Origin of the sequence: Amycolatopsis sp. WAC 04182 (assembly GCF_003947465.1) — a bacterium.
GTDB lineage: Bacteria > Actinomycetota > Actinomycetes > Mycobacteriales > Pseudonocardiaceae > Amycolatopsis.
Window position 1 is genome coordinate 687,204 of the sequence record NZ_QHJJ01000002.1, and the last position, 25,687, is coordinate 712,890.

At 67.4% G+C, this 25,687-nt stretch carries 23 protein-coding genes; 7 read left to right on the top strand and 16 right to left on the bottom strand.

Annotated features, from left to right (window positions below):
- Nucleotides 1–16: 16 nt before the first annotated feature.
- Nucleotides 17–3,253: a fused isobutyryl-CoA mutase/GTPase IcmF gene (icmF, locus tag DMH01_RS10420; RefSeq protein ID WP_125675473.1), complete on the bottom strand. Its 3,237-nt coding sequence runs from the start codon at nucleotides 3,251–3,253 to the stop codon at nucleotides 17–19.
- A 135-nt stretch (nucleotides 3,254–3,388) separates the two neighbouring features.
- Here icmF and DMH01_RS10425 point away from each other — a divergent pair, with 135 nt between their 5' ends.
- From DMH01_RS10425 to DMH01_RS10435, 3 genes are all read left to right on the top strand, one after another.
- Nucleotides 3,389–3,727 carry a helix-turn-helix transcriptional regulator gene (locus DMH01_RS10425; RefSeq protein ID WP_125675475.1) on the top strand — a complete coding sequence of 113 codons (339 nt, stop codon included), beginning with the start codon at nucleotides 3,389–3,391 and terminating at the stop codon, nucleotides 3,725–3,727.
- Nucleotides 3,720–4,373 (top strand): DUF899 domain-containing protein, encoded by a 654-nt coding sequence (locus DMH01_RS10430; protein WP_125675477.1) that lies wholly within the window; start codon nucleotides 3,720–3,722, stop codon nucleotides 4,371–4,373. Before DMH01_RS10425 ends, DMH01_RS10430 begins: the two co-directional genes overlap by 8 nt.
- A gap of 600 nt (nucleotides 4,374–4,973) precedes the next feature.
- The gene (locus DMH01_RS10435; RefSeq protein ID WP_125675479.1) at nucleotides 4,974–5,531 is read left to right on the top strand and encodes a dihydrofolate reductase family protein; all 558 of its coding nucleotides are present in this window, start codon (nucleotides 4,974–4,976) and stop codon (nucleotides 5,529–5,531) included.
- A gap of 38 nt (nucleotides 5,532–5,569) precedes the next feature.
- On the opposite strand, the gene DMH01_RS10440 is transcribed toward DMH01_RS10435, so the two are convergent.
- Genes DMH01_RS10440 through DMH01_RS10455 form a run of 4 tightly spaced genes read right to left on the bottom strand, consistent with a single transcriptional unit; the run spans nucleotide 5,570 to nucleotide 10,793 of the window.
- On the bottom strand, nucleotides 5,570–6,133 hold the full coding sequence (locus tag DMH01_RS10440; protein WP_007033694.1) for an ATP/GTP-binding protein: 564 nt from the start codon (nucleotides 6,131–6,133) through the stop codon (nucleotides 5,570–5,572).
- Between the two features lie 28 nt (nucleotides 6,134–6,161).
- Nucleotides 6,162–6,908 carry a DUF742 domain-containing protein gene (locus DMH01_RS42945; protein ID WP_199745426.1) on the bottom strand — a complete coding sequence of 249 codons (747 nt, stop codon included), beginning with the start codon at nucleotides 6,906–6,908 and terminating at the stop codon, nucleotides 6,162–6,164.
- A 7-nt stretch (nucleotides 6,909–6,915) separates the two neighbouring features.
- On the bottom strand, nucleotides 6,916–7,368 hold the full coding sequence (locus DMH01_RS10450; protein ID WP_005166055.1) for a roadblock/LC7 domain-containing protein: 453 nt from the start codon (nucleotides 7,366–7,368) through the stop codon (nucleotides 6,916–6,918).
- Entirely contained in the window at nucleotides 7,365–10,793 is a 3,429-nt protein-coding gene (locus tag DMH01_RS10455; RefSeq protein ID WP_125675481.1) for a nitrate- and nitrite sensing domain-containing protein, read from the bottom strand. The genes DMH01_RS10450 and DMH01_RS10455 overlap by 4 nt, the downstream gene beginning before the upstream one ends.
- 978 nt (nucleotides 10,794–11,771) lie before the next feature.
- On the opposite strand from DMH01_RS10455, the gene DMH01_RS10460 reads away from it, so the two are divergent.
- Together DMH01_RS10460 and DMH01_RS10465 are read left to right on the top strand one after the other, a co-directional pair.
- Nucleotides 11,772–12,194 carry a DUF485 domain-containing protein gene (locus DMH01_RS10460; RefSeq protein ID WP_125675483.1) on the top strand — a complete coding sequence of 141 codons (423 nt, stop codon included), beginning with the start codon at nucleotides 11,772–11,774 and terminating at the stop codon, nucleotides 12,192–12,194.
- Nucleotides 12,191–13,765 carry a cation acetate symporter gene (locus DMH01_RS10465; protein ID WP_125675484.1) on the top strand — a complete coding sequence of 525 codons (1,575 nt, stop codon included), beginning with the start codon at nucleotides 12,191–12,193 and terminating at the stop codon, nucleotides 13,763–13,765. Before DMH01_RS10460 ends, DMH01_RS10465 begins: the two co-directional genes overlap by 4 nt.
- A 53-nt stretch (nucleotides 13,766–13,818) precedes the next feature.
- On the opposite strand, the gene DMH01_RS10470 is transcribed toward DMH01_RS10465, so the two are convergent.
- Nucleotides 13,819–14,388 carry a TetR/AcrR family transcriptional regulator gene (locus tag DMH01_RS10470; protein WP_125675486.1) on the bottom strand — a complete coding sequence of 190 codons (570 nt, stop codon included), beginning with the start codon at nucleotides 14,386–14,388 and terminating at the stop codon, nucleotides 13,819–13,821.
- Between the two features lie 137 nt (nucleotides 14,389–14,525).
- On the opposite strand from DMH01_RS10470, the gene DMH01_RS10475 reads away from it, so the two are divergent.
- Nucleotides 14,526–15,947, top strand: a complete 1,422-nt coding sequence (locus tag DMH01_RS10475) for an MFS transporter (RefSeq protein ID WP_125675488.1) — start codon at nucleotides 14,526–14,528, stop codon at nucleotides 15,945–15,947.
- Nucleotides 15,948–16,106: 159 nt separating this feature from the next.
- Here DMH01_RS10475 and DMH01_RS10480 read toward each other — a convergent pair whose 3' ends face one another.
- Both DMH01_RS10480 and DMH01_RS10485 read right to left on the bottom strand, forming a co-directional pair.
- On the bottom strand, nucleotides 16,107–16,460 hold the full coding sequence (locus DMH01_RS10480) for a DUF3817 domain-containing protein (protein WP_125675490.1): 354 nt from the start codon (nucleotides 16,458–16,460) through the stop codon (nucleotides 16,107–16,109).
- Nucleotides 16,461–16,483: 23 nt separating this feature from the next.
- Entirely contained in the window at nucleotides 16,484–16,855 is a 372-nt protein-coding gene (locus DMH01_RS10485) for a hypothetical protein (RefSeq protein WP_199745427.1), read from the bottom strand.
- Nucleotides 16,856–17,012: 157 nt separating this feature from the next.
- Between DMH01_RS10485 and DMH01_RS10490 the strand changes: the two genes are divergently transcribed.
- Nucleotides 17,013–18,608 (top strand): recombinase family protein, encoded by a 1,596-nt coding sequence (locus tag DMH01_RS10490; protein WP_125675492.1) that lies wholly within the window; start codon nucleotides 17,013–17,015, stop codon nucleotides 18,606–18,608.
- 111 nt (nucleotides 18,609–18,719) lie between these two features.
- Here the strand turns inward: DMH01_RS10490 and DMH01_RS10495 are convergent, their stop codons facing one another.
- From DMH01_RS10495 to DMH01_RS10525, 8 genes are all read right to left on the bottom strand, one after another.
- Entirely contained in the window at nucleotides 18,720–19,640 is a 921-nt protein-coding gene (locus DMH01_RS10495) for a hypothetical protein (protein ID WP_125675494.1), read from the bottom strand.
- A 66-nt stretch (nucleotides 19,641–19,706) separates the two neighbouring features.
- Nucleotides 19,707–19,835: a hypothetical protein gene (locus DMH01_RS43530; RefSeq protein WP_255432026.1), complete on the bottom strand. Its 129-nt coding sequence runs from the start codon at nucleotides 19,833–19,835 to the stop codon at nucleotides 19,707–19,709.
- Between the two features lie 316 nt (nucleotides 19,836–20,151).
- Nucleotides 20,152–22,386: an FtsK/SpoIIIE domain-containing protein gene (locus DMH01_RS10500; RefSeq protein WP_125675496.1), complete on the bottom strand. Its 2,235-nt coding sequence runs from the start codon at nucleotides 22,384–22,386 to the stop codon at nucleotides 20,152–20,154.
- Nucleotides 22,376–23,143 (bottom strand): hypothetical protein, encoded by a 768-nt coding sequence (locus tag DMH01_RS10505; RefSeq protein WP_125675498.1) that lies wholly within the window; start codon nucleotides 23,141–23,143, stop codon nucleotides 22,376–22,378. Before DMH01_RS10505 ends, DMH01_RS10500 begins: the two co-directional genes overlap by 11 nt.
- A complete protein-coding gene (locus DMH01_RS10510) occupies nucleotides 23,140–23,478 on the bottom strand; it encodes a hypothetical protein (protein WP_125675500.1) in 339 nt (112 codons plus the stop codon). The genes DMH01_RS10505 and DMH01_RS10510 overlap by 4 nt, the downstream gene beginning before the upstream one ends.
- Entirely contained in the window at nucleotides 23,475–23,795 is a 321-nt protein-coding gene (locus tag DMH01_RS10515) for a WhiB family transcriptional regulator (protein ID WP_125675502.1), read from the bottom strand. The genes DMH01_RS10510 and DMH01_RS10515 overlap by 4 nt, the downstream gene beginning before the upstream one ends.
- Nucleotides 23,792–23,986: a helix-turn-helix domain-containing protein gene (locus DMH01_RS43240; RefSeq protein ID WP_125675504.1), complete on the bottom strand. Its 195-nt coding sequence runs from the start codon at nucleotides 23,984–23,986 to the stop codon at nucleotides 23,792–23,794. The genes DMH01_RS10515 and DMH01_RS43240 overlap by 4 nt, the downstream gene beginning before the upstream one ends.
- Before the next feature lie 207 nt (nucleotides 23,987–24,193).
- Nucleotides 24,194–25,516 carry a hypothetical protein gene (locus DMH01_RS10525; RefSeq protein ID WP_125675506.1) on the bottom strand — a complete coding sequence of 441 codons (1,323 nt, stop codon included), beginning with the start codon at nucleotides 25,514–25,516 and terminating at the stop codon, nucleotides 24,194–24,196.
- Between the last annotated feature and the right edge of the window lie 171 nt (nucleotides 25,517–25,687).

Below are 25,687 nucleotides of genomic sequence, written 5' to 3' on the forward strand. Positions count from 1 at the left end.
GCGATATTCCCGGCCGCTAGACGTTGCGGCGGTACTGGCCCCCCACTTCGAAGAACGCCTCGGTGATCTGGCCGAGCGAGCACACCCGCGCCGCGTCCATCAGGACACCGAACAGGTTGCCGCCCCGGGTCGCGGCCTCGCGCAGCGTCTTGAGCGCGACCTGCGCCTCGGCGTGGTGCCGGCGCTGGAAATCCTCGAGCCGCTCCAGCTGCGAACGCTTTTCGTCCTCGGTCGCCCGCGCGAGTTCGACCTCGACGTCGTTCTCGCCGCCGTTCGGGTTGCGGAAGGTGTTGACGCCGATGATCGGCAGCGTGCCGTCGTGCTTCTGGCGTTCGTAGAGGATCGACTCGTCCTGGATCTTGCCGCGCTGGTAGCCGGTCTCCATCGCGCCCAGGACGCCGCCGCGCTCGGAGATCCGGTCGAACTCCAGCAACACGGCCTCTTCAACCAGATCGGTCAGCTCGTCGATGATGAACGAGCCCTGCAACGGGTTCTCGTTCTTCGACAGGCCCCATTCCTTGTTGATGATCATCTGGATGGCCATCGCGCGCCGCACCGAGCTTTCCGACGGCGTGGTGATCGCCTCGTCGAAAGCGTTGGTGTGCAAGGAGTTCGCGTTGTCATACAGCGCGCACAGCGCCTGCAGCGTGGTGCGGATGTCGTTGAAGCTCATCTCCTGCGCGTGCAGCGAACGGCCGGAGGTCTGCACGTGGTACTTGAGCTTCTGCGAGCGCTCGTTGGCGCCGTAGCGCTCCCGCATCGCGACCGCCCAGATCCGGCGCGCGACCCGGCCCAGCACCGAGTACTCGGCGTCCATGCCGTTGGAGAAGAAGAACGACAGGTTCGGGGCGAAGTCGTCGATGTCCATCCCGCGCGCGAGGTAGCTCTCGACGTAGGTGAAACCGTTCGACAGGGTGAACGCCAGCTGCGAGATCGGGTTCGCCCCGGCCTCGGCGATGTGATAGCCGGAGATCGACACCGAGTAGAAGTTCCGGACGCCGTGCTCGATGAACCATTCCTGGATGTCGGCCATCATGCGCAGGCTGAACTCGGTGGAGAAGATGCAGGTGTTCTGTCCCTGGTCCTCCTTGAGGATGTCCGCCTGCACGGTGCCGCGGACGTTGCGCAGCGCCCATTCGCGCAGTTCGGCGGCCTCGGCTTCGGACGGCTCGCGGCCGTGTTCGGCCTTGAACGCCGCCATCCGCTGGTCGATAGCGGTGTTGAGGAAGAACGCGAGGATCGTCGGCGCCGGCCCGTTGATCGTCATCGACACCGAGGTGCTGGGCGACGTCAGATCGAAGCCGTCGTAGAGCACCTCCATGTCCTCCAGCGTCGCGATGGAGACACCCGAGGTGCCGACCTTGCCGTAGATGTCCGGGCGGGTGTGCGGGTCGTGCCCGTACAGCGTCACGGAGTCGAAGGCGGTCGACAGACGCTTCGCCTCGGAGTCGGCCGAAAGGAGCTTGAACCGCTTGTTGGTCCGGAACGGGTCGCCCTCGCCGGCGAACATCCGCGCCGGGTCCTCGCCCTCGCGCTTGAACGGGAAAACCCCGGCGGTGTAAGGGAAGTACCCGGGAAGGTGCTCACGGCGCAGGAAGGACAGCAGCTCGCCGGATTCGGTGTAGCGCGGCAGCGCCACGCGCGGGATCCGGTTGCCGGAGAGCGTGTCGCGCCAGAGCTGGGTGCGCAGTTCCTTGTCGCGGATCTTCACGACCAGCTCGTCGGCGCGGTAGGACTCGGCGAGTTCCTGGAACCGGGCCAGCAGATTCGCCGACTCACCGTCCACATCGGACTCGGCGGCGGCGAGCAGGCCGTCGAGCGCGTCGGTGCTCGCGTCGACGGCGGCCAGCGCCTCCTTGGCGGCGGCGAGGTGCTCGCGTTTGCGCAGCGCGGCGACCTGCTGCTCGGTCTTGGCGTGGTAACCCCGGACGGTCTCGGAGATCTCCGCGAGATAGCGCGTCCGGTTGGCTGGGATGATCGTGCTGGCGTCGGTGGACACCTTGCCCTCAACCTTCGGGAGCACGCCGGCCGAGACGGTCAGGCCCCGTTCGGCGAGGGTGTCGCGCAAGTGCTGGTAGAGCGCGGTGACGCCGTCGTCGTTGAACTTCGCGGCGCTGGTGCCGTAGACCGGCATGTCCTCGGGCGAGGAGCTGAACGCCTCGCGGTTGCGCACCAGCTGGCGTGCGACGTCACGGCGGGCGTCTTCGGCGCCGCGGCGCTCGAACTTGTTGATCGCCACCGCGTCGGCGAAGTCGAGCATGTCGATCTTCTCCAGCTGCGACGCCGCGCCGAATTCCGGCGTCATGACGTACAGCGACTGGTCCACGTAGTCGACGATGCCGGCGTCACCCTGGCCGATACCGGGCGTCTCGACGATCACGAGGTCGAACCCGGCGGCCTTGCAGGCGAGGATGGACTCGGAGAGCCCGGTGGGGATCTCGCCGCTGGTGGTCCGCGTGGCGAGCGAGCGGAAGTAGACCGGGCTGCCGTCGAGGCAGTTCATCCGGATGCGGTCGCCGAGCAGCGCTCCCCCGCCCTTGCGGCGCGACGGGTCGACGGCGAGCACGGCGATGCGGAGCTTGTCCTCCTGGTCCAGCCGGAACCGGCGGATCAGTTCGTCGGTGAGCGACGACTTGCCGGAACCACCCGTCCCGGTGATGCCCAGGACCGGCACCGTCCGCGACTTGGCGGCTTCGGTGATCTTGGCGAGCGCGTCCTGCGGCAGCGCCTCGCGCTGAAGCTGCGTGATGACCCGGGACAGCGCGGGGATGTCACCCGACAGCAGTTTGTCCAGCGAGCCGGGCGACTGCGCGGACAGGTCCGTGTCGCAGGCCTTGATCATCAGGTTGATCATGCCGGGGAGGCCCATCTCGTAGCCGTCCTCCGGCGAGAAGATCCGCGCCACGCCCCGCGAGTGCAGCAGGTCGATCTCCTCGCGGACGATGACCCCGCCGCCGCCGCCGAACACCTTGATATGCCCCGCGCCGCGCTCGTTGAGCAGCTCGACCAGGTAGCTGAAGTACTCGACGTGCCCGCCCTGGTAGGCACTGATGGCCACGCCCTGGACGTCCTCGGCGATGGCCGCGGTGGCGACCTCGTCGACCGACCGGTTGTGCCCGAGGTGCACGACCTCCGCGCCCTGTGATTGCAGGATGCGCCGCATGATGTTGATGGACGCGTCGTGCCCGTCGAAGAGGCTCGACGCCGTCACGAAACGAACGGGGTTCACGGGCCGGTGCAGGTCGCTGCTCATCCCTCCAAAATACTTGGACTTCCTACTGTTTTAAACCCACCTACTCGCGTGATGGCGCTCTCACTCGTCCTTGACAGGTCGACGCACACCAGTATATTCAACCTTAGGGTTAAACAACCGATTGATTGAGCAGCGATGACCACTGATCAGCTCAGCGCCACGTTCGCCGCATTGGCGGACCCCACCCGGCGGGCGATCCTCGCCCGGCTGGCCACCGGCGAGGCCAGCGTCAACGAGCTGGCCGAACCCTTTCCGGTCAGCCTCCAAGCCATCTCCAAACATCTCAAGGTCCTCGAGCGCGCGGGCTTGATCAGCCGGAGCCGGACCGCGCAATGGCGGCCCTGCCGGCTGGAGGCCGCCCCGCTCGGCGACGTCTCCGAATGGGTCGAGCGGTACCGGCGCTTCTGGGAAGGCGGTTTCGACCGCATGGAAGAACACCTGGCGGAACTGAGGAAAGGCGAACGAAATGACTGAGACCGTCACCCTGCCGGAAGTCGTCTCGGCGGGCGAATGGCAGATCGCCCGAGACGCGTTGCTGGCCAAGGAAAAGGACCTCACCCGCGCGGCGGACGCGATCGCCGCCGAGCGGCGACGGCTGCCGATGGTCCGCTTCGACAGCACCTACGAGTTCGACGGGCCCCAGGGCCGGGTCACCCTCCTCGACCTGTTCGAGGGACGGCGGCAGCTGATCGTCTACCACTTCATGCTCGCCCCCGGACAGAAGGCGGGCTGCCCCGGCTGCTCGATGCTCGTGGACAACATCGGCCACCTCGCGCACCTGCACGCCCGCGACACCACGCTGTATGTGGTCGCTCCGGCGACACTGCCCGAAATCGAGCGGTACAAGGAGCGGATGGGCTGGACCGTCCCGTGGGTCTCGACCGTCGGTGACTTCAACCCGGACTGCGGCATCGACGGCGGGTTCGGCATCAGCGTCTTCCTGCGCGACGGCGACGACGTCTTCCGGACGTACTTCACCACCGGCCGCGGCGGGGACCAGCTGGTGGGGACGCTGCGATACCTGGACCTGACCCCGCTCGGGCGGCAGGAGGCCTGGGAGGAGTCCGGCCGCGGGACCGACGGCCCCGGGCACTGGTGGAAGCGGCACGACGAGTACTGATTCCGGAAGTCCGTGAAGGCCTCCCTGCCTACCCCCTGACGGTCAGGGCCCCGGCAAAGTCGCACGAACGCCGGCGGTGCCGTTCTTGATGATCCGAACTGGACATCCGGCGGGGCAGCTGCCAGCGGGTCCGAACGGGCAATGTCCGCAAAGGACACCAGAGGACGGATCGGTGTCCTTACGGTTTCGGACAGGGGTCGTGAGTGGTAAAGACGGTTCTAACCGCCCTTGCCACTCACGAGACGTGACCCACCAGACCCGCCGCATTTGCTCGCCCCGTAGTACGTGATGGCCCCCTTCCTGTACCTAGGCGCAAGGAAGGGGTCCTTCATGTACTGGGGGAAGCTGTGAAGGTCGAGTTTCCTCGGCTGAGCCGAGGGAAGGGGGCCTTCACGCGCGACCGCTGTGACTGCTGGGCCTGGTGGTGCTGAGGCTGAGGTGACGATCGCGTAGTCCGTGAAGGCCTCCTTCCCTACCTTCAGGGTAGGCAAGGAGGCCTTCACGGAACTTTTCGCGGAGCATGTCGAGAACCCCGCGACCGCTCCGACCCTTCGGTGTCCGGCGCCCGGAAAGCGGGCGCCACACCGGAGGGATCAAGCCATGCGCAAGCTCGTCTACGCCGTCCACACCTCGCTCGACGGCCGCATCGAAGGCCCGAACGGCGAGTTCGACTGGGCCGAGATGGGCCCCGAACTGTCCGGCCACTCCAAGGAGCTGGCCGACCGCTCCGACACCTTCGCCTACGGGCGACGGGTCTGGGACATGATGTCGGCGTACTGGCCGGAGGCCGAGACGGTCTCGGATCACCCGCACGACCTGGAGTACGCCCCGATCTGGCGCGAGACGCCGAAGATCGTGTTCTCCCGGACGCTGGACAAGGCCGGCTGGAACACCGAAGTGATCGGCGGTGACCTCGCCGGGCGGGTCACCGAACTCAAGCGCGAGCCCGGCAAGGACGTGCTGCTGATGGGCGGGGCCGAACTGGCCACCGCGCTCGCCGACCACGGCCTGATCGACGAGTTCCACGTCGTCGTGCACCCGGTGGTGCTCGGCGGCGGCAAGCAGGTGTTCGGGGGCGGAGTGCGCACGGACCTGCGGCTGACCGGCACCCGGACGATGGACGGGCGCGCGGTCCTGCTGACCTACGAAAAGAAGTGAATCCCTGGGCGGCAGCCCCTACGCTACCGCCGTCAGGTTCACCTCGCGTTGCTCGCGCGCAAGGCGATCCACTGCCGCATCGCGTACTCGACCAGCGTGATCAGCGTCTGCTTCGTCGACTCCCGCTCCCGGGCGTCACAACGGACGATCGGGATGTTGGGGTCGATCGACAGCGCTTCCCGCACGTCGTTGATGTCGTGCTCGAGGATGCCGTCGAAGGTGTTCACCCCGACGATATAGGGCAGGCCCCGGTCCTCGAAGAAGTCGATCGGCGCGAACGAGTCGGCCAGCCGCCGCGTGTCGGCCAGCACCACGGCGCCGATCGCGCCGCGGACGAGGTCGTCCCACATGAACCAGAACCGCTGCTGCCCGGGCGTGCCGAACAGGTAGAGGATCAGGTCCGCGTCCAGGGAGACCCGGCCGAAGTCCATCGCGACCGTGGTGGTCGATTTGTTGGGCGTCTGGTCGAGGTTGTCGATCCCCCGACTGGCGTCCGTCATCATCGCCTCGGTGGTGAGCGGGACGATCTCCGACACCGAACCGACGAAGGTCGTCTTACCCGCACCGAATCCACCCGCCACGACGATCTTCGCGGATGTCATGGTCGGGGGCGCGGTTTCCCGCGGTGCCTTAAAGCCGACGGAGTCCACTCAAAACCCTTTCCATCAACACCAGATGTGCCTCGGCGCCGTCATTGCCCGAAATCGTCTTGTGCACGCTGACCAGTCCCGCGTCCGCCGCGTCGCTGATCAGCACGCGTGCCACACCCAGCGGCACGCGCAGGGTCGCCGCGATCTCGGCGACCGAACGCGGGGTGCGGCACTCCTCGATGATCGAAACGCACTCGATCTGGTCCGCGGCGCTCGCGGGGAGGCTACCCGCGGCGACGTGGTCCTTGGTGGAGATGAGGGTCTCCAGCTCGAGAGCGTAGTTCGCCTTCGTCCGGCCCCCGGTGAGGGCATAGGGACGGACGATCGCCGTCTCTTCGAGCGGCGACGGCGCCTGCTCGAAGACGGCGGGCATGATGAACTCGCCGCTGGGCGGGCCCGGGTCGAAAAGACCACCTGGTCTCGGCCCGACGGCGCCTGCGCCGCTGTCGGGTGGAGAAGCAAGTGAGGTCACGCGGTCTCCTTGATCGGTCGGCTGCGGGACTGCCGATTCCCCGGTGGCGTGTGCTCCGCCCGCCTGGGAATCCTGAGGGTGCTTGTTCTTCTTGCGCTTCCGACGACCACGTCCCGAATCCAGGGTGAAGCCGTTCAGGACGTCGGCGAAGGTGCCGTCGTCCCGTGAACCGGCAGCATGGCCTGCCCCCGCGTGCGGAGGCTGGTGTTCACCCGTCCCCGGCGGTTCGCCGAAGGATCCGGACCCGGTGCTCATCGGGACATCATCCCACCGGTTCGCCGATCAGCGACCCACCGGCGCCCTGCAATTGCGCGCGAAGTTCCGGCGTGAGGATCTGGCCGACGCGATCGACGAGCATCGTCATCTCGTAGGCGACCTGTCCGATGTCGCAGTTGGGGGCGGCGAGGATGGCGAGGCAGGACCCGTCGCTGATGGACATCAGCACCATGATGCCGAGTTCCATCTCGACCACGGTCTCGTTGACCGCGCCCGCCTCGAAGCACCGCGCGGCGCCCTGGGTCAGGCTCACCAGGCCGGACGCGACGGCGGCCAGCTGGTCGGCCCGGTCCAGCGGGAGCCTGCTGGACGCGGTGAGCAGCAGGCCGTCAGCCGACACCACCACCGCGTGCGCCACTCCGGGTACCCGCTCGGCGAAGTCGTTCACCAGCCACCCGAACTGGTTCTGCTGGGGCTGGGCGGGGTTCGGCGAGGTCATTCACCCTCCAGGGTTTCGTGGTTGGCTTCGGTCGCCTGGGCCGTGCGGTGCCGTCCGCGCTGGATGCCCTGCTGGAAACTGCTCAGGCGACCGCGCACGTCGTGCGCGTCTCGCTGTGGTCGGGGGGTGACCGTCCCGGCGGGCGGTCCCGCGCTGCCCGGGAGCAGTTGCTCCCCGCGGCGGCGCCTGGGTAATCCTGCCGAAGTCATCCGCGAGGGCACGGACTGGGACACCGCTTGGGCCGCTTTCCAGCCTTCGTCGGAGCCGAAGTTCCAGGCGTCCGTCTGCTCGGTGGCGGCGACCGGTTCCGGTTCCGGGCTCGCTGCCTGCGGTTTCCTGCTCGGCAGCGCGGCGGGCGGGGCCGCCGGACGCTCGGCCGTCTCCGCTGTCTTCGCTGTCTTCGCGGACTCGGGAGCCTTCGACGGCTCGGGCGCCGCTGCCTGCTCGGTGGCCGTGGCCTTGTCCGTGGACCCAGCCTTCTCGGGCTTCGCGTCCGGCTGGGCGGTGGCGGGAGTGGCCTTGTCCGCCGCCTCCTTGCGTCCCCGTTTGACGCCCTGCTGGAAACTGCTCAGCCTGCCGCGCACGTTCGCCGGGTCGCGGACCGGCAGCTCCGACTTGGCGGCGGGTTCGGCGGCCGGGACCGACGACGCCGCGCTGCCCGGCAGGAGCTGCTCGCCCTTGCGGCGACGTGGCAACCCGGCCTCGGTGAACGTCGACGGAGCGTTCTGGGAGACCTCCTGCACCGTGCGGAAGGCCTTGTCGCTGGCGAAATCCCAGGTGCGGGCCTCCTGCTCGGCGGTCGGAGCGGGCTCGGCCGCCTTCTTCTCTTCGGGTTCCTTCGTCCCCGGCTTCTCCTTCTTGGCCGCGGGTTCGGCCGCGGACTTTTCCGGAGCGGGCGCGGGCGAACGGAACCACGCCGACAGCATCTCGTCGAAGATCGGCGTCGTCTCGGACGCGGTGGGCGGCGGTGCGGCCGCCGGGGCGGGCGGTGTGGCCGCCTGGCTCCACCATTCGCTCAGCGTGGTCCCGGCGGTGGTGTTCTTGGCCTCGAACAGTTCCTTGCCGCTGGGCAGATCGCCTTCCGGCTGGGCGGGCTTCTCCGCTTCCTCGGCGACCGGTTCGGGCTCGGCGGCGGGTTCCGGTTCGGGACGGCGGGGTTCCGGCGCGGGCGGCGTCGTCTCGTCCCGGGGAATCGGGCTGAACAGCGCCGTTCCCGAAATCTCCAGATCGGACGGGGGCCGCGAATCCTGGGGACCGTGCCCGTTGACGCCGGGCTTGGTGTGGCCGGCCAGGTCGTTCGCCGACGGCCACCGCTCCCCGCCCTGTGTGGGCACGCTCGGCATCGCGGGGCGGGAACCGTTCGTGGGCCGCTGACGGCGGGGCAGGCCGCCCGGCTGCTGCGGCGGCAGCGGCGCGAGGCGCTGCGTGATCGGGCCGGTGGCGGGGCCGGGGTCTCCGCCGGGCGGGACCATCACCAGGTCCGCCGGGACCGAGACGGTGGCGCGCACACCGACGATGTCCTTGCCGCCGTGCAGCGAGACACCGATGCGGTGCCTGCTGGCCAGCCGCCCGACCACGAACAGGCCCATCCGGCGCGAAGTGGTGAGGTCGACGTTGGGTGCCTCGGTGAGCCGGGCGTTGGCCTCGGCGACCTCGGCCTCGTTCATGCCGATGCCCTTGTCGAGGATGTCGATGCCGAACGAGCCGTCTTCGACCAGCCTGGTCGCGACCGTCACCTGGGTTTCCGGGGCGGAGAAGGCCGTGGCGTTGTCCAGCAGTTCGGCGATCAGGCGCATCAGATCGTTGGCCGCGTACCCGACCAGCCGCACCGGCGGCGGGTTCTGCACGGTGACCCGCTGGTACTGCTCGATCTCGGACACCGCCGCGCGCACCACGTCGGTGGCGGAGACCGGCTGCCCGGAGCGCCTTCCCGGCTCGGCGCCGGAGAGGACCATCAGGTTCTCGTTGTTGCGGCGCATGCGGGTGGCGAGGTGGTCCAGCTGGAACAGCGTGGCGAGCTGGTCGGCGTCCTCTTCGTCGCGCTCCAGCCGTTCGATCAGCTGCAGCTGCCGCTGCACGAGGCTCTGGCTGCGGCGGGAGAGGTTGACGAACACGTTGCTGTAGCCGGTCCGCATCGAGGCCTGCTCGGTGGCCAGGCGCAGTGCCTGGTGGTGCACCTTGTCGAAGGCCCTGGCGACCTCGCCGATCTCGTCGTCGCCGCCCACCGGGACCGGCCGCACGTCGGTGCCCTGCGAACGCCCCTCCTGGATGTTGCGGACCGCGTCGGGCAGTTGCTTCTCGGCGACGTCGAGGGCGCTGGCGCGCAACACCTTCAGCGAGCGCAGCAGCTGGCGCGTGATGAGGAAGACGACGGCGACGGCGAGCACCATCGCGCCGAACAGCAGGACCGCGAGCAGGCCCGCGCCGCTGCTGGCGTCGTCGACCAGTTCGGCCGACACCGCGCTCGTCTCGGCACCGAATTTGTTCGCGACCTCGCCGACCTTGCCGATCACCACGGTCGAGGCGTCGGTCCAACCCTGCGCGGACAGCGAGCGGAAGGCTTGCGCGGACGGGGTCCCCTGTTCGCCGAGGGCGGTTTTCGCGAGCCTGTCACGGTTTTCCATCGCCTGGTCGGTGACGGCGGCGCTGAACTCCTGGCGCTGCTGTTCCGAAGCGGCGGCACGGAAGTCGGTGAGGCGGTCGGCCAGCCGGAGTTCGGCGGTGCGCACCTGGTCGAGCTCGCTCGGCGCGAGACTCGACCGGGCGATGCCGAACGAGATCAGGGCCTGGCTCAACGACAGCTGTTCCTTCATCACGGCGAGGTCGTGCAAGGCCGTGGGGGTGCCGCCGAGGACGTCCTGGCCGGCGCCGGCCGCGAGCGCGGTGTCGAGGGCGAGCAGCGCGGTGGTGACGTCGGTGTACTCACCGATCGCCTGCACGGGGTCGAGCTGCCCGGAGGAGGCCCGCTGCCGGATGTCGGGCAGCCGGTCGAGCTGGGCGGCGGCCGCTTCCCGTGCCTGACGGAGCGACGGCTCGTTCTCCACCGCCCGGGTGGCGGCGGCGCCGTACAGAGGGATGGCGGTGTCGACGTCGGCACGGGCCGAGGCGAGCTCGAGGGTCCCGCCGACGGTGCCGGCGGTCAGCCCCGCGGCGGACTGGGTGCGTTCGCGGCCGAGGCCGTCGGCGAGGGTGCGGATCTGCCCGCTCAGCGCGACGAGCCGGTCCAGCCGCTGGTAGCCGTCGGACCGGCCGACCTGGCCGGCGATGGTGGCGATGCCCAGTGCGAGCGCGATGAGGATCGGCACCAGCGTCACGGCCGACAGCTTCACCGGCAGGCTCCAGTCCCGCCAGCGCACGAGCGTGCGCCAGCCGGTGGCCCACCGAGATGGCCGGGGAGTGCGTCCCAGCAGCTCCCCGACAGGCACTTGGCCTTCTCCTGCAACGGTCACGTAGGTGACTCCCTGTCCGGCGTCCTGGCACGGTCTGAGGCGGCCGTTCCCGCGAGGTACCTGCCTGCGGGGAACTCGGCCCCGGTCTGCCCGCGTGATCGATCGCGACGTGAGGGACCCCGGCCGGCGATCCGGGTGTACGGAGTGTCCCTGGGTACACCGGTCCGCTTCGGGAGGTCTTGCACCTGCACGTGCAGGTCGCAACCTGCGAAGTGCATGGTCGTCGAGATCAACTTTTCTTTGCCAATCGGTCACTGCGGGTCAGCCGGGCCAAAGAATCGTACACCAATCCGGGTGCCGTCAATTCTGTTCAGTACACGGGTGCTGACCAGCGAAAAGCGTACGCCCGAACGATCTACGGGGCCCGAAAACCGCCCGCGTGTCACAAACGAGGGAATTCCGGTTACGGCTTGCGCGGATACACAGGGTGCCCTAATCACCCGATCAGCCTACGTACGGTAGCCGCGTCGCCCGGTCGAACTACTTTCCGTGCCCCCAACGGGTGGGTCAAGCCCAAATATGTGCCCGATGTTGTGGCCTTGCCACCCACGCCGGTTCGATGTCGCCCGACATGGTGATTTCTTTCGAGGCTCCCGGTGAATCGGGGGATCTTCCCCGGTCCGGGATGGCGGGCACGGTATCGGAACCCGTCGTGCCCCGGTAGCGAAACTACGATCTGTCACCAAAACGAGGGACAGAGCGTGGTCATTGTCCATCGTTTGCCGCAGTGGGCCGTTCGGGCGACGACCGCGCGTGACAACTCGCCTCACTATGACGAGTGAGAAAGCCGGTTCATTCCGGCCGAAACGGTTTTCCGAAACACTAATACGAGGTAAAACCGAATACCGGCTCACGCCTTCGCGGAACCGGGGTCGCCTATTCAGAGCGGGTGAAGCCGTAGTTAGTATGTGCGCTCCCCGTACCGCGCCACGGATGCAAGCCCCGGAGGAACCCATGCCCGACGTCGCGCGTCCTTACGCGGCGAGCAACGCCCTGGAGGACACCGGGCAGATGCCCGCGCTGTTCGTCCGCGAGCGCCGGCCCGCTCCCCCGCCGCCGCGCGCCAGCGGCCCGGACTTCGACCGGATCCAGCACGGCAAGGAGTTCGTCGCGCTGCGCAAGACCTTCCGCCGGTTCGTGTTCCCGATGAGCCTGCTGTTCTTCACCTGGTACATGACGTTCGTGCTGCTGGCGGCCTACGCGCACGACTTCATGAGCAGGAAGGTGTGGGGCGAGGTCAACGTCGGCATGCTGCTCGGGCTCGGCCAGTTCGCCAGCACGATCCTGATCACGATCGCCTACCTGAAGTTCGCGAACAAGCGGCTCGACCCGAAGGTCGAGGCGCTGCGGGCCTCCGTCGGGGCGGGTGAGCGATGAGCATCCCCGACAACGACCCGGTGCTGAACATCGCGGTGTTCGCGCTCTTCGTCGCGATCACCCTGTACGTGGTGTACCGCGTCAGCACGCGCAACTCGTCCACTTCGGACTACTACGCGGCCGGAAGCGCCTTCACCGGGCGGCAGAACGGCATCGCACTTTCGGGTGACTTCCTCTCGGCCGCGTCGTTCCTCGGTATCGCCGGGGCGATCGCGATCCACGGCTACGACGGCTTCCTGTACTCGATCGGGTTCCTCGTCGCGTGGATGGTCGACCTGCTGCTGATCGCGGAGCTGCTGCGCAACACCGGCCGCTTCACCATGGGCGACGTGCTGAGCTTCCGGATGAAGCAGCGCCCGGTCCGTGCCGCGGCCGCGACGTCGACGCTGGTGATCTCCTTCTTCTACATGCTCGCGCAGATGGCGGGCGCCGGCGGCCTGGTGGCGCTGCTGCTCGACATCCACGGCGGTATCGGCCAGGCGCTGGTGATCGGCGTCGTCGGTGTCGTCATGGTGCTGTACGTGCTGGTCGGCGGGATGAAGGGCACCACATGGGTGCAGATCATCAAGGCGACCATCCTGCTGCTGACCGGCGCGCTGATCACCGTGTTCCTGTTCGGCAAGTTCGGTTTCAGCTTCTCGAACCTGCTTTCGGCCGCCGCCGACAACAGCCCGCTCGGTGACGAACTGCTGCAGCCCGGCGGTTCGTACGGCAAGAGCGAGGTCACGAAGCTCGACTTCGTCTCACTCGCACTGGCGCTGGTCCTCGGCGCCGCGGCGCTCCCGCACGTGCTGATGCGCTTCTACACGGTGCCGAACTCGCGCGAGGCGCGGCGCTCGGTGGTCTGGGCGACCGCCTGCATGACCCTCTTCTACCTCTGCACGCTGGTCATCGGCTTCGGCGCGGCCGCGCTGGTCGGCCCGGAGGCGATCAAGAACGCGCCCGGCGGGGAGAACTCGGCGGCGCCGCTGCTCGCGCTGAACATCGGCGGCACCGTCCTGCTCGGCGTCGTCTCGGCCGTGGCCTTCGCGACCATCCTCGCCGTCGTCGCCGGGCTGACGATCACCGCTTCGGCGTCCTTCGCGCACGACGTGTACGCGAACATCTTCAAGCGTGGCAAGGCGGAACCGGCCGCCGAAGTCCGGGTCGCCCGGCTGACCGCGGTCGCCGTCGGGGCGTTCGCGATCGTGGGCGGCATCCTGGCGAACGGGCAGAACATCGCGTTCCTGGTGGCGCTGGCGTTCGCCGTCGCGGCGTCGGCGAACCTCTCGACGCTGCTGTACTCGCTGTTCTGGAAACGCTTCAACACCACCGGCACGCTGTGGGGCATCTACGGCGGTCTGATCGCGAGCCTGGTGCTCGTGTTCTTCTCGCCGGTGATGTCCGGGGCGGCGGACTCGATCATCAAGAGCGTCGACTTCCACTGGTTCCCGCTGAAGAACCCGGGCCTGGTGTCGATCCCGTTCTCGTTCCTGTGCGGGTTCGTGGGCACCTTCGTCGGCCGCTCGAAGGCCGACCCGGTCAAGCACGCCGAGATGGAGGTGCGGTCCCTCACCGGGATCGGCTCCTGACGCGCGCGCCATGAAAGGTCCTTTCCTGGCAAATTTTGCCAGGAAAGGACCTTTCATGGCGTTCGGAGACCGTCCAGCACGATCGTGAGAAGCCGCTTCGTGTCCTCTTCCGAAGCCTTGCTCGCGGCCGAACCCAGGCCGTGCCCGAGCCGCAGGATGTCGACGCCCGCGACGTCGGGCCGGAGCACACCCTCGTCCTGAGCCGCCTTCACGATCGTGTCGGCCGCGGCCCGCAGGCGCGACTGGCACCAGGCGAAGACTTCGGAGCCCGCGTCGACGGACGCCTTCAGTGTCATCGCGAGCCCGTGCTTCTCGACCACGTAGATGACGTGCGTGGCCAGCCATGTCTCGAGCGCCTTGCCCGGCGGCAATTCGTCGAGCAGGTCGTACGCCTGCTGCGCCAGCCCGTCGATCTCGTCGCGGTAGACGGCCTCGATCAGTTTGTCGCGCGTCGGGAAGTGCCGGTACAACGTGCCCGCGCCGACACCGGCGCGTTTGGCGATGTCGTCGGCGGGCACGTCCACGCCGTCGGCGGTGAACGCCTCCTTCGCCACGGCCACGATGCGCTCGTAGTTGCGCCGCGCGTCCGCGCGCATGGGGCGGGCCGGATCGGCCGTGACCATCTGCACCTCCTCGGGCGACGAAAACGGAGACGTTCTCCGAATTCCCTTGCGTAAGCGGAGAGCGTCTCCATATCATCGCTCACGACCTCAAGTGGAGAGTCTCTCCGCTTCATCTCGTTACGTCTTCGGAGTATTCCTTGACCGAGCGAACCCTGCGTGCCGAGCCTAGGCCCGAAACGGCCGGGGCCCCGCCACCTCCCCACCGGCTGGTCCTCCCGATCATCCTGACCTGCCAGCTCATGCTCATCCTCGACGCGACGGTGATGAACGTCGCGCTCCCCCGCATCCAGTCCGAACTCGGCTTCACCGACACCGGCCTGTCCTGGGTGATGACCGCGTACAGCCTGGTCTTCGGCGGCTTGCTGCTCCTCGGCGGCCGGGCGGGCGACTTGTTCGGCCGCCGCCGGACATTCGTCGTCGGCACGGCCGTGTTCACCGCCGCCTCCCTGCTCGGCGGCCTGGCCGGTTCGGCGGAACTGCTGATCGCCGCCCGGGTCGCGCAGGGCGTCGGCGCCGCGCTCGCCGGGCCGAGCACGCTGGCACTGATCACCAGCACGTTCACCGAGGCCAAGGCCCGAGTGCGCGCGCTGGCGTTGTTCTCGGCGATGTCCAGCAGCGGTTTCGCGATCGGCCTGCTGCTCGGCGGGCTGCTCACCGAATGGATCTCGTGGCGCGCGGCGCTGTACATCAACGTCCCGTTCGGGCTCGCGATCGTGCTGCTCACCTCGCGGTATGTCGCCGATCCTCCACGACGGCGCGCCCGGCTCGACCTCCCCGGCGCGTTCACCGGCACCCTCGGCGTCGGCTCGCTCGTGTTCGCCTTCACCCACGCCGCTTCGCACGGCTGGGGCGACACGATCACCCTCGGCAGCCTCGCCGCCGGCCTGGCGCTGCTCGCCGCGTTCGTCACCATCGAGACGAGGGTGCGCGAACCGCTGATCCCCCTGCGCCTGTTCGCCGAACGCGACCGCGCCGCGGCCTACGTCAACTTCTTCCTCGGGCCGATGGCGATGATGTCGATGTTCTTCTTCCTGACCCAGTTCCTGCAGGACATCGCGGGTTTCGCCGCGCTGGAGACCGGCTTCGCGTTCCTGCCGATGGCGGTCTGCATGTTCCTGCTGAGCAGGCTGATCCCGAAGCTGCTCCCCCGGTTCGGGCCGAAACCGCTCGCGCTGACCGGGACCGCGCTGATGACCGGTGGGGTCGTCTGGCTGACCACGCTCACCACGGACAGCGGTTACTTCTCACATCTGCTCGGGCCGATGCTGCTGATGGGCGTGGGCGCGGGCCTGGCGTTCTCCCCGCTCAGCGTGATCATCATGGCGACGGTGCCCACCGACGACGCGGGTGCCGCGGGCGGCGCGCTGCAGACGTTGCAGCAGGTCGGGGCGACACTGGGGCTCGCGATCCTGATCACCGTGTTCGGCGCGGCGACGCGGACCCCGTCGGGAAGCCCAGCGGAGACCACGGTCGCCGGGATGACCGCGGCCTTCACCGCCGCGGCCGTCGTGACAGCGGTGTCCTTCCTGGTGGCGCTTACGTTCCGGCGGAGGGCTTAGACGGTGTCCGGCAAGTCTGTTCGCGGTCTCCGCGCCCAGGCGGCCCCTGACGGCACGGGCGGATGCGGCCGAGTACGACCCGGTACGAGGCCGACCCGCCCGCACCGCCAGGAACCACCTGGATCACGAAGCCCATCGAACGGGCTTACCGGACACCGCCTAAAGCTTGACGCCCGCCTGGACCTTGTGCGTGACCTTGCGCTCCATCACGAACGAGAAGAACGGGATGCAGCCGGCGATCAGCACGAGGAGGGTGCCCTTCATCGACCAGCGGGCCTTGATCGCGAGGTCGACCGCGAGCAGCAGATAGACCAGGTAGAGCCCACCGTGGACCATGGGGATCATCTTCACGAACTGGGGAAGTTCCACACGGAAGACGTACTGCAGCAGCATTTCGACGACCAGCCCGAGCAGGGCCACACCGGTGGCGTACGCCGCGACGCGGAACCGGATCAGCGGTCCGCCCAACGAGACCGGGCGGGCCGGGGCGGCGTCGTCAGTTCGGGTGGTCATAGGGTCTCGAACCTCTCTGGGGACTACTGGTCGCGGGCGTTGAGTTCGCGCAGGTACCTGTTGTACGCGGCGAGCTCGTCGTCCTCGGGGGGCGGTGGCGCCGGGGCACGCCGCTGCCGGGGCGCGGGCACCTCGGGGACGGCGGTCTCGGCCACCGTTTCCTGGGCGTCGGCCTCGGCGGCGCGACGGCGGAGCTTGCGGATCCGCCAGAACATGAAGGCGGGGAACAGCCCGAACAGCGGCCACTGCAGGACGTAGCCGAGGTTCTGGAACGTCCCGCTGGCCGAGGAGAACCGCTCCCACTGCCACCACGCGAGCCCGCAGCACAGCGCCAGGCTCACCAGGCAGACGCCGGCGATGCCGAGGCGGCGCAGGGTGACGGACGAAGCGGGCACATATCGACGCTAGCACTGGGGGCGTGGTGAAACATCGCCGACCTGGGCGCTCGGGACCTTGGTCCTACCTCCGGCCTCGTGAGTGGTAAGGACGGTTCTGCACCGACTGGGGCAACCAACTACAGTCGGCAGAGCGTCTACCAGCGAGGATACGGCCATGAGCGCACCAGCACCGAGGAAGCGGCGGAGGTTCAAGAAGCAGACCAGTGAGCGGCCGCCCGTCGTCCCGTTCGATCCCGTGGACGACGCGGCGGTCTGCTACTCGCGCGAGTCGCACTACACGGACGAGAGCACGTCCAACGTGGTCCAGCGCGACACCACGCACCGGTGGACGTCCGCCTACGACATTCCGGTAGTGGCGACCGTCGAGGACTTGCACGTGTCCGGCGACCTGGAACCGCATAAGCGGGCGGGGCTCAAGCAGTGGCTGTCCGACGCGCCACCGCAACCGTGGAAGACGCTCGTGGTGTCGAAGCTTGACCGGCTGGTACGGAACGTCATGGACGCCCTGAACTTGCTGGAGTGGCTGCGCGCACGCGGTAAGCGCTTGATCGCTATCGCCGAGGGCATCGATTCCAGTAATTCAATGGCGGAATTCATGATCACGCTGATTGCGGCATTTGCCCGCATGGAGCGTGAACGGATGCGCGAGCGGTTCCGCTCCGCGAAAGCGTCCCTGAAAGAACAGGGCCGGTGGAGCGGCGAGAGTCACCTGTACGGCACGATGCCGGTTGAATTGCCGGGCGGCGGTGGCTGGATTCTCGGTTTGGACCCGTACGCGGTCAAGATCCTGCATTCCCTATCCACACTCGTGCGGGCGGAAAAGAAGGGGCTCGCCGACCTGTGCAAGTGGCTGACAGAAAACAAAGTCGTCACCCCGCGAGACAGGCAAGCACAGTTGACGGCGGAACGGCGGGGAGAGGATCCCGCAACCATCGAACTCAAGGGCTATAAATGGCAGAGCGGCACATTGGCTGCCTTGCTGGTGAATCCGGAGCTTGTCGAACTCGGCATTTTCGAGCCAGCCGAACAGGCAGAGATAGCCGCAGTGCTGGACGAGAAATCGCGCCGCAAGGAACGCGGCAGCAACCGGCCGTACCCGTTCTCCGGTGTTCTGGTGTGCCCGGAGTGCTTTGAGCCGTTGTGGCACCGTATCGCGGGCGACACGCGGACCCGCGCGAACGGGACCCAGGTCAGCTATGAGTACCGGTACTGGCGGTGCCCGACGGCCAAACACGGCCCGTCCATCCGCGCGGAAGACGTGGAACCGTTCGCCGAGAAGTCTTTCTACGTGCTCTTTTCCATGGTTCCAGTCCGCGAACGCATCGTGATGCCGCCGAGCAATCACGCTAACGAAATCGCGAAGCTGGAACGGGAACATGCGCGGCTTATGTCGCGGGTAGCGCGAGCAGTGTCGACGAGTGACCGACAGCAGATCATGGAAGACGGAAACAAGATCCTCAAAGATATCGACACGCTTCGGGCGTTGCCGATTGATCCCGGGGGCGTGCAATGGGTCCCGACTGACCGGACTTGGCGGGAAGAACTGGAAACGCTGACGCCGGAAGAACGGCGCATTCGATGGCTTGACCTAGGTTTCGCGTTCGCGGCACAGAAACGACCCGATGGAAAACTAGTGATGGGGTGGCTTCTGCCGGAAGGATGGCAGGACGCCATGCCGGAACTAGCCGAATTCAAAGACAAGTACATCACTGAAAACGGAATCATCGATATCACGAACCTGGTCAGTTAGCTGCACTGCCCTGACAACAACGTTTAGCCGCCGGAACCGGCGGGTAGGCAACTGGCGGTAGCTGCCTGGTTTCAGCCCAAGAGACCGGGCGGCTACCGCCTTTCTCGTAGATCACGTGCATGGCCGGTATCCAATCACGAGATGACCTTGCCCGAGTTGCTGCCTGAGTGTCAGTTCGCCGAGTTGCGGACCGGGCGCGGCGGTGGGGGTGTCGTCCAAGATGGAGCCGAACGTCAGGTGGCACGCGTCCACGACGCTGGTGACGTTGTCCGGCTCGAACCGCACAGCGCTACCGGGAAGCGACAGGCGCGTGACGTAGTCGCGGGGGTTGGTGACCTCGGCGGCCAGCGCCAGGAACGCCCCCGGACAGTCCACAGCCCGCCGCGCAGTGGCGAACGCGTCCGCCGCCTGCGGGCTGAAATGAAAACAAAAGTCGGCGGCGGCACTGGTCCCGGATGCCGCCGCCTGTCGGCCGCCCGTGGCCTGATCGGACAGCCTGACGACCAAGTTCCACACCAGTGCGTTCGGAGTGCGCGGCAGAATCCGCGCGACCGCTTCCGCGTGCGCCGCGTTCAGTTCGTCCTGTGTCTGGCGGGTCTCTTCGGCCGCGTGCACGGCCAGCATGACCGAACCGGCCGTCACCATGGCCAGCCCGAGGGCCAGAGTCCCGAGCGTCTGCCAACGGCGGGTGCGGAGTCTCAGGTGGACGGCGGCGACCATCGCGGCGGCGAACAGGATCACCCCGGCGATCACGACCCACCACCACGGGTCCACATAGGTCAGCAGCCACACCGCGACCACGAGCAGCGGCACCGTCAGCCGCCACGCCAGCGGCACGCCGCGCCCGAGCAGCAGCATGACGACCATGCCGCCGACACCGCCGAACAACCAGGGCCACATCTGCCAGCCCGACAACCACCACGCCGCCAGCGCCAAGAACAGCGCCAGCCCGAGCGCCGGATATCTGACGCCCCGTTCAACGGCAGCGCGCCGCCGCTCACGAGCGGCGGCGCGTTCGCCTGCCTCTGCCATCCGATCGAACAATGATCCTCCACCCATCTAGTCAGGATGCGCCCGGATCACCCGGGACGCCACCTATCAGTGCTGGTCACCGCGCTGCGGGCGGGTGAGGGCGTCGTACACGGCGGTGATCCGCTCCGCCAGCTCCGCGAAGTCGGCACCCTCGACCAGCACCCACGCCGCACCCTCTGGCGTCGTCTTGAGCATCACGCGCCCCACGTCGGGCCGATGACCCGCCGTCGACCGTGCGGAGCCGTCTACGGCCCTCTCAGCGCTCCGGGCGGTGGTGCCCTGTCCGCAGTCGCGGGCTGAGTCCGCGTCTGGCTGGTCCGCGTTCTGCGGGCCGTCGGCGTGGTCACCGTCCGGTGTGTTCGGTCGGCCGCCTGCGGTGCCGTGTCCGTCCTCGGATTCGTCGGCGTCTTGGTCATGGTCGCTGCCTTTCGAGCGGGTGTCTGCGGTCGCTGGTCGGGGGGAGCGGGGGAAGGCCCTGGACGTGGTGCCGATTCCCCTGGTTTCGGGCGGTTTACGGGTCTTCGGTGGTGGCATTCCCCCGCCTCCCCCCGGGGTGTTCTCCCTGGTCAACCGAGGGATCTTGGGTGGGGGAGGCTAGGGGGAGAACTCCCCCGGTCCCTGGTGCTTCCCCCGTTGCCTCCCCGCTTGCCTGTCGGCGGGCGGCGGCCACGTCGTCGGCGTGGACGTACATGAGGCCGCGCACCTTGCGGAGCCGTTGCCCGTGATCGGTCAGCACTGCTTTCAGGTCGGCGAACGCCCACGGTTCGTACTCGTCCGCGTTGTACTCGGCAAGGCGGGTGAGCACGGTCTGTGTCCGCACCCGCTGTTCGTCGCCGAGCACGTGCGCGATGTCGGCGAGGTGATCCACCGGAGCCGCCTCAATCTCGATTCGCTCCGCTGTCTCCACCGACCGCCCGGCGTCCTCAATGGCCGCCATGGCACGGGCGATGACCGGTGTCACGTCGTCGGCCCCGTCCTCGAACGGGACGTAGAACGTCCGCACCAACTCGAAAACCTCATCGGTGATGCCGACCGCGACACAGGTTCCCCGGTCGGTGTTGATCCGCAGTTCGGTCGCACGGACACCGGCCGCGTACCGGCCCGAACCCAACAGCCCGTCATTGGCCACCTGATCGGCCACGGAGAACGCCACGCCGCAAGAGATGTTGCGCGTGATCTCTCGGGGAATGCTGTCCTTGGTGGGCGACTGCGTGGCCAACAGAAGAACGACGCCGTACTTCCGGCCACGTTTGATCAGCCGCACCGCCAGCTCCGCCGCCCGCTTCCCGAACTTGGGGTGCTGGAACAGTTCGTGACACTCATCGATCGCACACACCAGCGGGTGCAAGCCCAACGCGCGCTTGTCGGCAAGCTTGCGCGACACCTTCGGCGGCCGCCCGGGTTGTTCGCCGAGGACCTTGCCGCGTCGCTCCATTTCGGTCAGCAAGTCCGCCAGTGCTTGCGTCGCCGCCTCGGCCACGCTGTCGTCCATCCCCATCCGGTAGCGGGACAACCGAGGCTCGAACGGAGCGAAGTCCGGAGACTCGCCCATCACGAACACCCACAATTCGGCGGTCGGGTCCAGTGCCGCGCCGAGCATGAGCGTGCGCAGCGCCGAGGATTTCCCTTGCCCGGGGCGGCCTCCGATCAGCCAGTTGACCCCGAGCAACGGCGCGTTGATGACCAGCCCGCGTTGCGAAAGTCCGAACGGGACACCCTCGAAAAGGTCGACCTGTCCATCGTGGACCAGGGGCCAGTCGCCGGCGCCGCGGCCACCGAGAACGCCCTTGTCCGCGACCCACAGATCTAGGATTCCGTCCTCGGATCCCTTGGTGGGCCACGTTTCCAAAGCGGCGCGTCCGAGGTTCGCCGCCAACCTGGATCGGCGCGCGGCCACCATGTCGGCCGTGACACCCATCGGCAACCTGATCTGAGCGAACGTGCCGTCACCGTCCTTGCGGGCGGCCACCGTGTACACGAGTTCCCCGCCGTCGCGGTAGAACTTGTCCAGCGGCGCGATACCGAGATGCGCGAGTGCGCGGGAGATCATCCGTTCGTCAATCCACGAATCCGCGTCGTCACGGTCCGGCTGCACGAGCCACCCCGCGCCCGGAGTCCGGTCACGTCCCTCGAACGCCGCCGCGACCACCAGCACCAACGGCAACGCCCACAACACCACCGGCCCGAGGAACACCAGCACCGACCATGCCGCGTCGAGTCCGGTGTAGACCTCGGCGAGCCATGTCCACATGTCCGCCCGTTCCATGAACGCGGCCACCGCCCACAACACTGCCACCACCGGCGCGGCCACCCGCACCGTGATCACGAACCGCCGGACGGCGATACCGAGTTTCGCCCACCGGGCCGTCGCGTCCGAACGGATCAGCTCCTGTGCGGCGCGGCGTGCTTCGGCGTCGCCTGCCAGCCGTGCCCGCCGAGCGTCCGCCCGCAGGTCGGCATACGTGGCCCACTGCCAGAATTTCAGCAGCCACCGCCACATGCCGCGCGCCACGAACCAGATCAGCCGCACCACATCGCGCGGAGCCTGCCGCGCCCGGTAGGCGGCCAGCGACCGCGCCCGCACCATCGGCGCGGACTGCCACACCCGACGCAGCCACCGGCCGACACAGCGGCGCACCGTCCGCCGACGTGGCTGCGGCAACGTGTCGTCCACCAACTCGCCGTCAAGGATCGGCCCGACGTGTTCGACGGCGCGTGACCCGGCACGTTCCAGATCACTGGTCATGGCGCACCCCCTCGGCCACCTCGGCCGCCAGCGCGGCGGCCAGCCGGGACGACAGGCCACGCGAACACCCGGTGGCTTCCCGCACCCATGCCGGAGTGATCTCCACCTCCGCCGACCACGCCGCCCGCGCGTCGGCGAGATAGTCGGCGAACAGCTTCCGCCGCTCCGGCCGCGCCACCTCGGCCGTGGTCACGGTCGCGGCCGGTTCGTCCACGGCGGGTTCATGAACCTGCGTGCGGTTCATGGACGTGGAGACGGCGACGTGAACCGCGTCGGTGAGCTTGTCCCGCAGGTCGGTGACCGCCTCGGCGGCCACGAACACCACCACCGGGGGCACCGAGTGCAGCACCACCCCCGCAGGCGACCCGGCCGCCCACGATGACCACGTGTTCATGACATACGTCGCAGCCAGCGTGAGCCACTTCGCCGCACGCACCCACCGTCCCGTGTGGACCTGGTACCGCGCGGCGATCTGTTCGGCCCGCAGGATGGACAGCAGGACCAGGCACACCGTCGGGTCCAGCAGCCACGCCGTCAGCCACGGCAGCGAACCCACCTCGGCGCCAGCGGCGGCGAACCACTGAACGTTCGCCGTCGTGAACGCCAACCCGAGCATGATCCCGGACCAGCACAACCGGTCCACCTGACGGCGGACACGCTCCACCCGCCACGCGACCACGTCCGGGTGGGACTGCCAGCGCCGAACCTCGGCAGCGTCGGCCGCGTCCCGCGCCAACCGATCAGCGTTCGTGGTCATCGGCGACCACCACCCCGACGCCGCGTCGTACCGGTGTCCAGCGTGGTAACCGTCAGCGCCCGAGTCAGGACATGCGCCGCGATCAAGTCCGGCACCGCCAGCACCACCAACAGCAGCAGCGGACTACCCGGATGCGTGATCACCAGCCACTGAACGCCCACGAACGCGGCACCCGTGAACAGCACCCGCCCGGCAAGCGACACCACCCGAGCGCTAGCCCGTGCCGCGTCAGCCGCCGCACGAGCCTTGCGGGCACTGGCCCGCCAGACCGTGAACAGCAACACCAGGACACCAGCCCCGGCCAGAATCTGCGTCGTCGACAGAGAGACAGTCATCGTGCCTCACCACCCCGACGACGCACCCACACCGGAAACAGACCGCGTCGGTCCGTGTCCGGCAACGCGCCCCACACCCCGACCGTGTTCGCACCGGCCGTGCGCAAGTCGAGTTCCAAACACTCATCAACCACCGGGCATCCCGCGCACATCCGTGCCGCCGTCGCCCTGTCCGTCTCCCCCTCCGGGAAGTCACTCCGGTCGAACGCCCACAAACACAGGCCGTCCCTGGACACCACATCGGACAGCACGTCATCCGGCACAGCGGACAACCGGTCAAGCTGAGCAGCCATCTCCGTGTACTCGTCGTCAGTCATCGCGCACCGCCGCCAAGCACACGCCGCAACTCAGCAGCAGGAACAACCAGCCGGGAACGGCGACGCACCGCCCGCAGCGTGCCGACACGGATAGCGCGGCATATCTCGGACTCACCGACACCGAGAACCTGCGCAGCCTGACGGATCGAAAGAAACGCCGGAGAACCGGCGCTTCGCCTTGCGTTACTCATGATTGTTGATTCCTTACTCTTGGCTGCGACTCGCGGAATTGCGAGCCGCTGCCATCAAGTAAGGCGCCGACGTGGCATATCAACTACACTGACCTGAGAATAAGCTATTCTGAGCATGAATAGTCGCAGGTCAGAAACGGGTGACATGAACCTAGTATTCTGAAAAAGAATGCTAAGGTGGAAGTAGATTCTACGGCAGGATATTGCTCACGGGGTGCGCTTGACCTCGGCAAGTAGGTCGCGGAAGTCGCGGCCCGCTTCGTTGCCGTACGTGGCTAGCTCGTCTTCCAGTTCAGTCGAGACCATCAGCAGCGACGGCCGACTCTGGCGGTTGTTCTGGAGAGCCTGGATGCCTAGTTCGGCTGCTTCCTCGACATCACCACGCCTTGCGGCTATCACTGCAAGCGTCAACTCCGCTTCGGCAATGCGCATAGGAGACAGTTGAACTCCCTCAGGGTTGACGCCGCGCCGAATGACTTCCTCCGCGTTGCGCTGCGCAAGTTGGTCCTCGCCAACAATGCGGTAGGTGTCCATTGCGTAGAAGTCCCACTTATCAGGATCGACCACGAAATGATTGTCCGGCCTATCAGGGAAAGGAAGCCGGTCCAATAGGGCGCTACCCTTATCCAGTGCTTGGCGAACCTCTTCGGGCTTACCCATGCGCGCATAGGCTTTCGCCTGCTGCCCGTACAACTGGACCGCGACGGAGTGAGAGGGCGCCTCCAAAACCCCGGCTTCGGCGGCCGGAATCACGGCACGGTAATTGCCTGCCGTCAGGTGGAACCATGCGAGCATTTCGTGTGCCCATCCCACGATTCCCTGATCTCCGGCTTCTTTGCCCAACTCCATGGCCATGCGGCGTGTCGCCTCTGCGGCCCGAGCATCTCCCGTGTCGTACTCCAGGCAGCCGACAAGCAAGGCCAGTGTCCCAGCTTTGCTAAGCACGTCGCGATGCTGCGCAAGTGTTAGCCGATTTTCTAACAACTGAGTCATCTTGCCGAGCCACTCTTTACCCGCAACCATTAGCTCGCGGGCATCCGCATGCGGGTAATCGCAGCACAATTGCTCCACGGTGATACTAAGTGCGTCAATGGTTGAAGAGTCGATCGCCGATGCGCGCACGCGTCGTAATAGTTCGAGCGTGTCCATCCCCGTGTTGACAATTAAGAGTTCGTCACGGTCCCCGGGTGCGATTAGTTTGCTGGATTCTGCGCCAGGGGACGACGCAGCCCGAGGAACCACTAGCCGACTCTGTCCCGGGAAATCGAACCAGAGAAGATGTTGTGGCAGGTGCAGAATCTTTGCCCAGTTTCGAAGGTTTTTGAGGTTATACTCAGGCGGCCCATTTTCCTGCTTGCTTACTTGAGCCTGATTAAGTCCTAGCCAGCGCCCTAGCAACTCCTGATTGAGCGCCTTGCCGAATAGTTGCAGGTGGCGTGGATGATTCCGATAGGCTTTGAAGACTTTTCCAATGTGATGACTTGCGAAAGCCGCGCGGAACTCATCAGTCTCGAAGAATTCATTTCGCAACTGCGCAGGGGGTGTCCTGAGCTGGTCGCGCTGCTCCCTTAGGCACTTGCTGCACATTCGGGCCGTGTTGTCGGCAGCGAGCCGGGTCCCGCATTCCGGGCAGCTCCGTGAACCACCGGGTGTAGTCATGCGGTCCCCCTTGCCAAAGGTTCAAGCCGATCAACCTCTGAC

What these genes read in the sequence shown, in the direction of transcription:
- DMH01_RS10435 (WP_125675479.1), top strand. Translation starts at nt 4,974, where the DNA reads ATGCGCAAGCTCGTCTACGCCGTCCACACCTCGCTCGACGGCCGCATC.
- DMH01_RS10460 (WP_125675483.1), top strand. Translation starts at nt 11,772, where the DNA reads ATGCCCGACGTCGCGCGTCCTTACGCGGCGAGCAACGCCCTGGAGGAC.
- icmF (WP_125675473.1), bottom strand. Translation starts at nt 3,253, where the DNA reads ATGAGCAGCGACCTGCACCGGCCCGTGAACCCCGTTCGTTTCGTGACG.
- DMH01_RS10500 (WP_125675496.1), bottom strand. Translation starts at nt 22,386, where the DNA reads ATGACCAGTGATCTGGAACGTGCCGGGTCACGCGCCGTCGAACACGTC.
- DMH01_RS10505 (WP_125675498.1), bottom strand. Translation starts at nt 23,143, where the DNA reads ATGACCACGAACGCTGATCGGTTGGCGCGGGACGCGGCCGACGCTGCC.
- DMH01_RS10470 (WP_125675486.1), bottom strand. Translation starts at nt 14,388, where the DNA reads ATGGTCACGGCCGATCCGGCCCGCCCCATGCGCGCGGACGCGCGGCGC.
- DMH01_RS10490 (WP_125675492.1), top strand. Translation starts at nt 17,013, where the DNA reads ATGAGCGCACCAGCACCGAGGAAGCGGCGGAGGTTCAAGAAGCAGACC.
- DMH01_RS10515 (WP_125675502.1), bottom strand. Translation starts at nt 23,795, where the DNA reads ATGACTGACGACGAGTACACGGAGATGGCTGCTCAGCTTGACCGGTTG.
- DMH01_RS10425 (WP_125675475.1), top strand. Translation starts at nt 3,389, where the DNA reads ATGACCACTGATCAGCTCAGCGCCACGTTCGCCGCATTGGCGGACCCC.
- DMH01_RS10510 (WP_125675500.1), bottom strand. Translation starts at nt 23,478, where the DNA reads ATGACTGTCTCTCTGTCGACGACGCAGATTCTGGCCGGGGCTGGTGTC.
- DMH01_RS43240 (WP_125675504.1), bottom strand. Translation starts at nt 23,986, where the DNA reads ATGAGTAACGCAAGGCGAAGCGCCGGTTCTCCGGCGTTTCTTTCGATC.
- DMH01_RS10440 (WP_007033694.1), bottom strand. Translation starts at nt 6,133, where the DNA reads ATGACATCCGCGAAGATCGTCGTGGCGGGTGGATTCGGTGCGGGTAAG.
- DMH01_RS10465 (WP_125675484.1), top strand. Translation starts at nt 12,191, where the DNA reads ATGAGCATCCCCGACAACGACCCGGTGCTGAACATCGCGGTGTTCGCG.
- DMH01_RS10495 (WP_125675494.1), bottom strand. Translation starts at nt 19,640, where the DNA reads ATGGCAGAGGCAGGCGAACGCGCCGCCGCTCGTGAGCGGCGGCGCGCT.
- DMH01_RS43530 (WP_255432026.1), bottom strand. Translation starts at nt 19,835, where the DNA reads ATGCTCAAGACGACGCCAGAGGGTGCGGCGTGGGTGCTGGTCGAGGGT.
- DMH01_RS10450 (WP_005166055.1), bottom strand. Translation starts at nt 7,368, where the DNA reads ATGACCTCGCCGAACCCCGCCCAGCCCCAGCAGAACCAGTTCGGGTGG.
- DMH01_RS42945 (WP_199745426.1), bottom strand. Translation starts at nt 6,908, where the DNA reads ATGAGCACCGGGTCCGGATCCTTCGGCGAACCGCCGGGGACGGGTGAA.
- DMH01_RS10480 (WP_125675490.1), bottom strand. Translation starts at nt 16,460, where the DNA reads ATGACCACCCGAACTGACGACGCCGCCCCGGCCCGCCCGGTCTCGTTG.
- DMH01_RS10430 (WP_125675477.1), top strand. Translation starts at nt 3,720, where the DNA reads ATGACTGAGACCGTCACCCTGCCGGAAGTCGTCTCGGCGGGCGAATGG.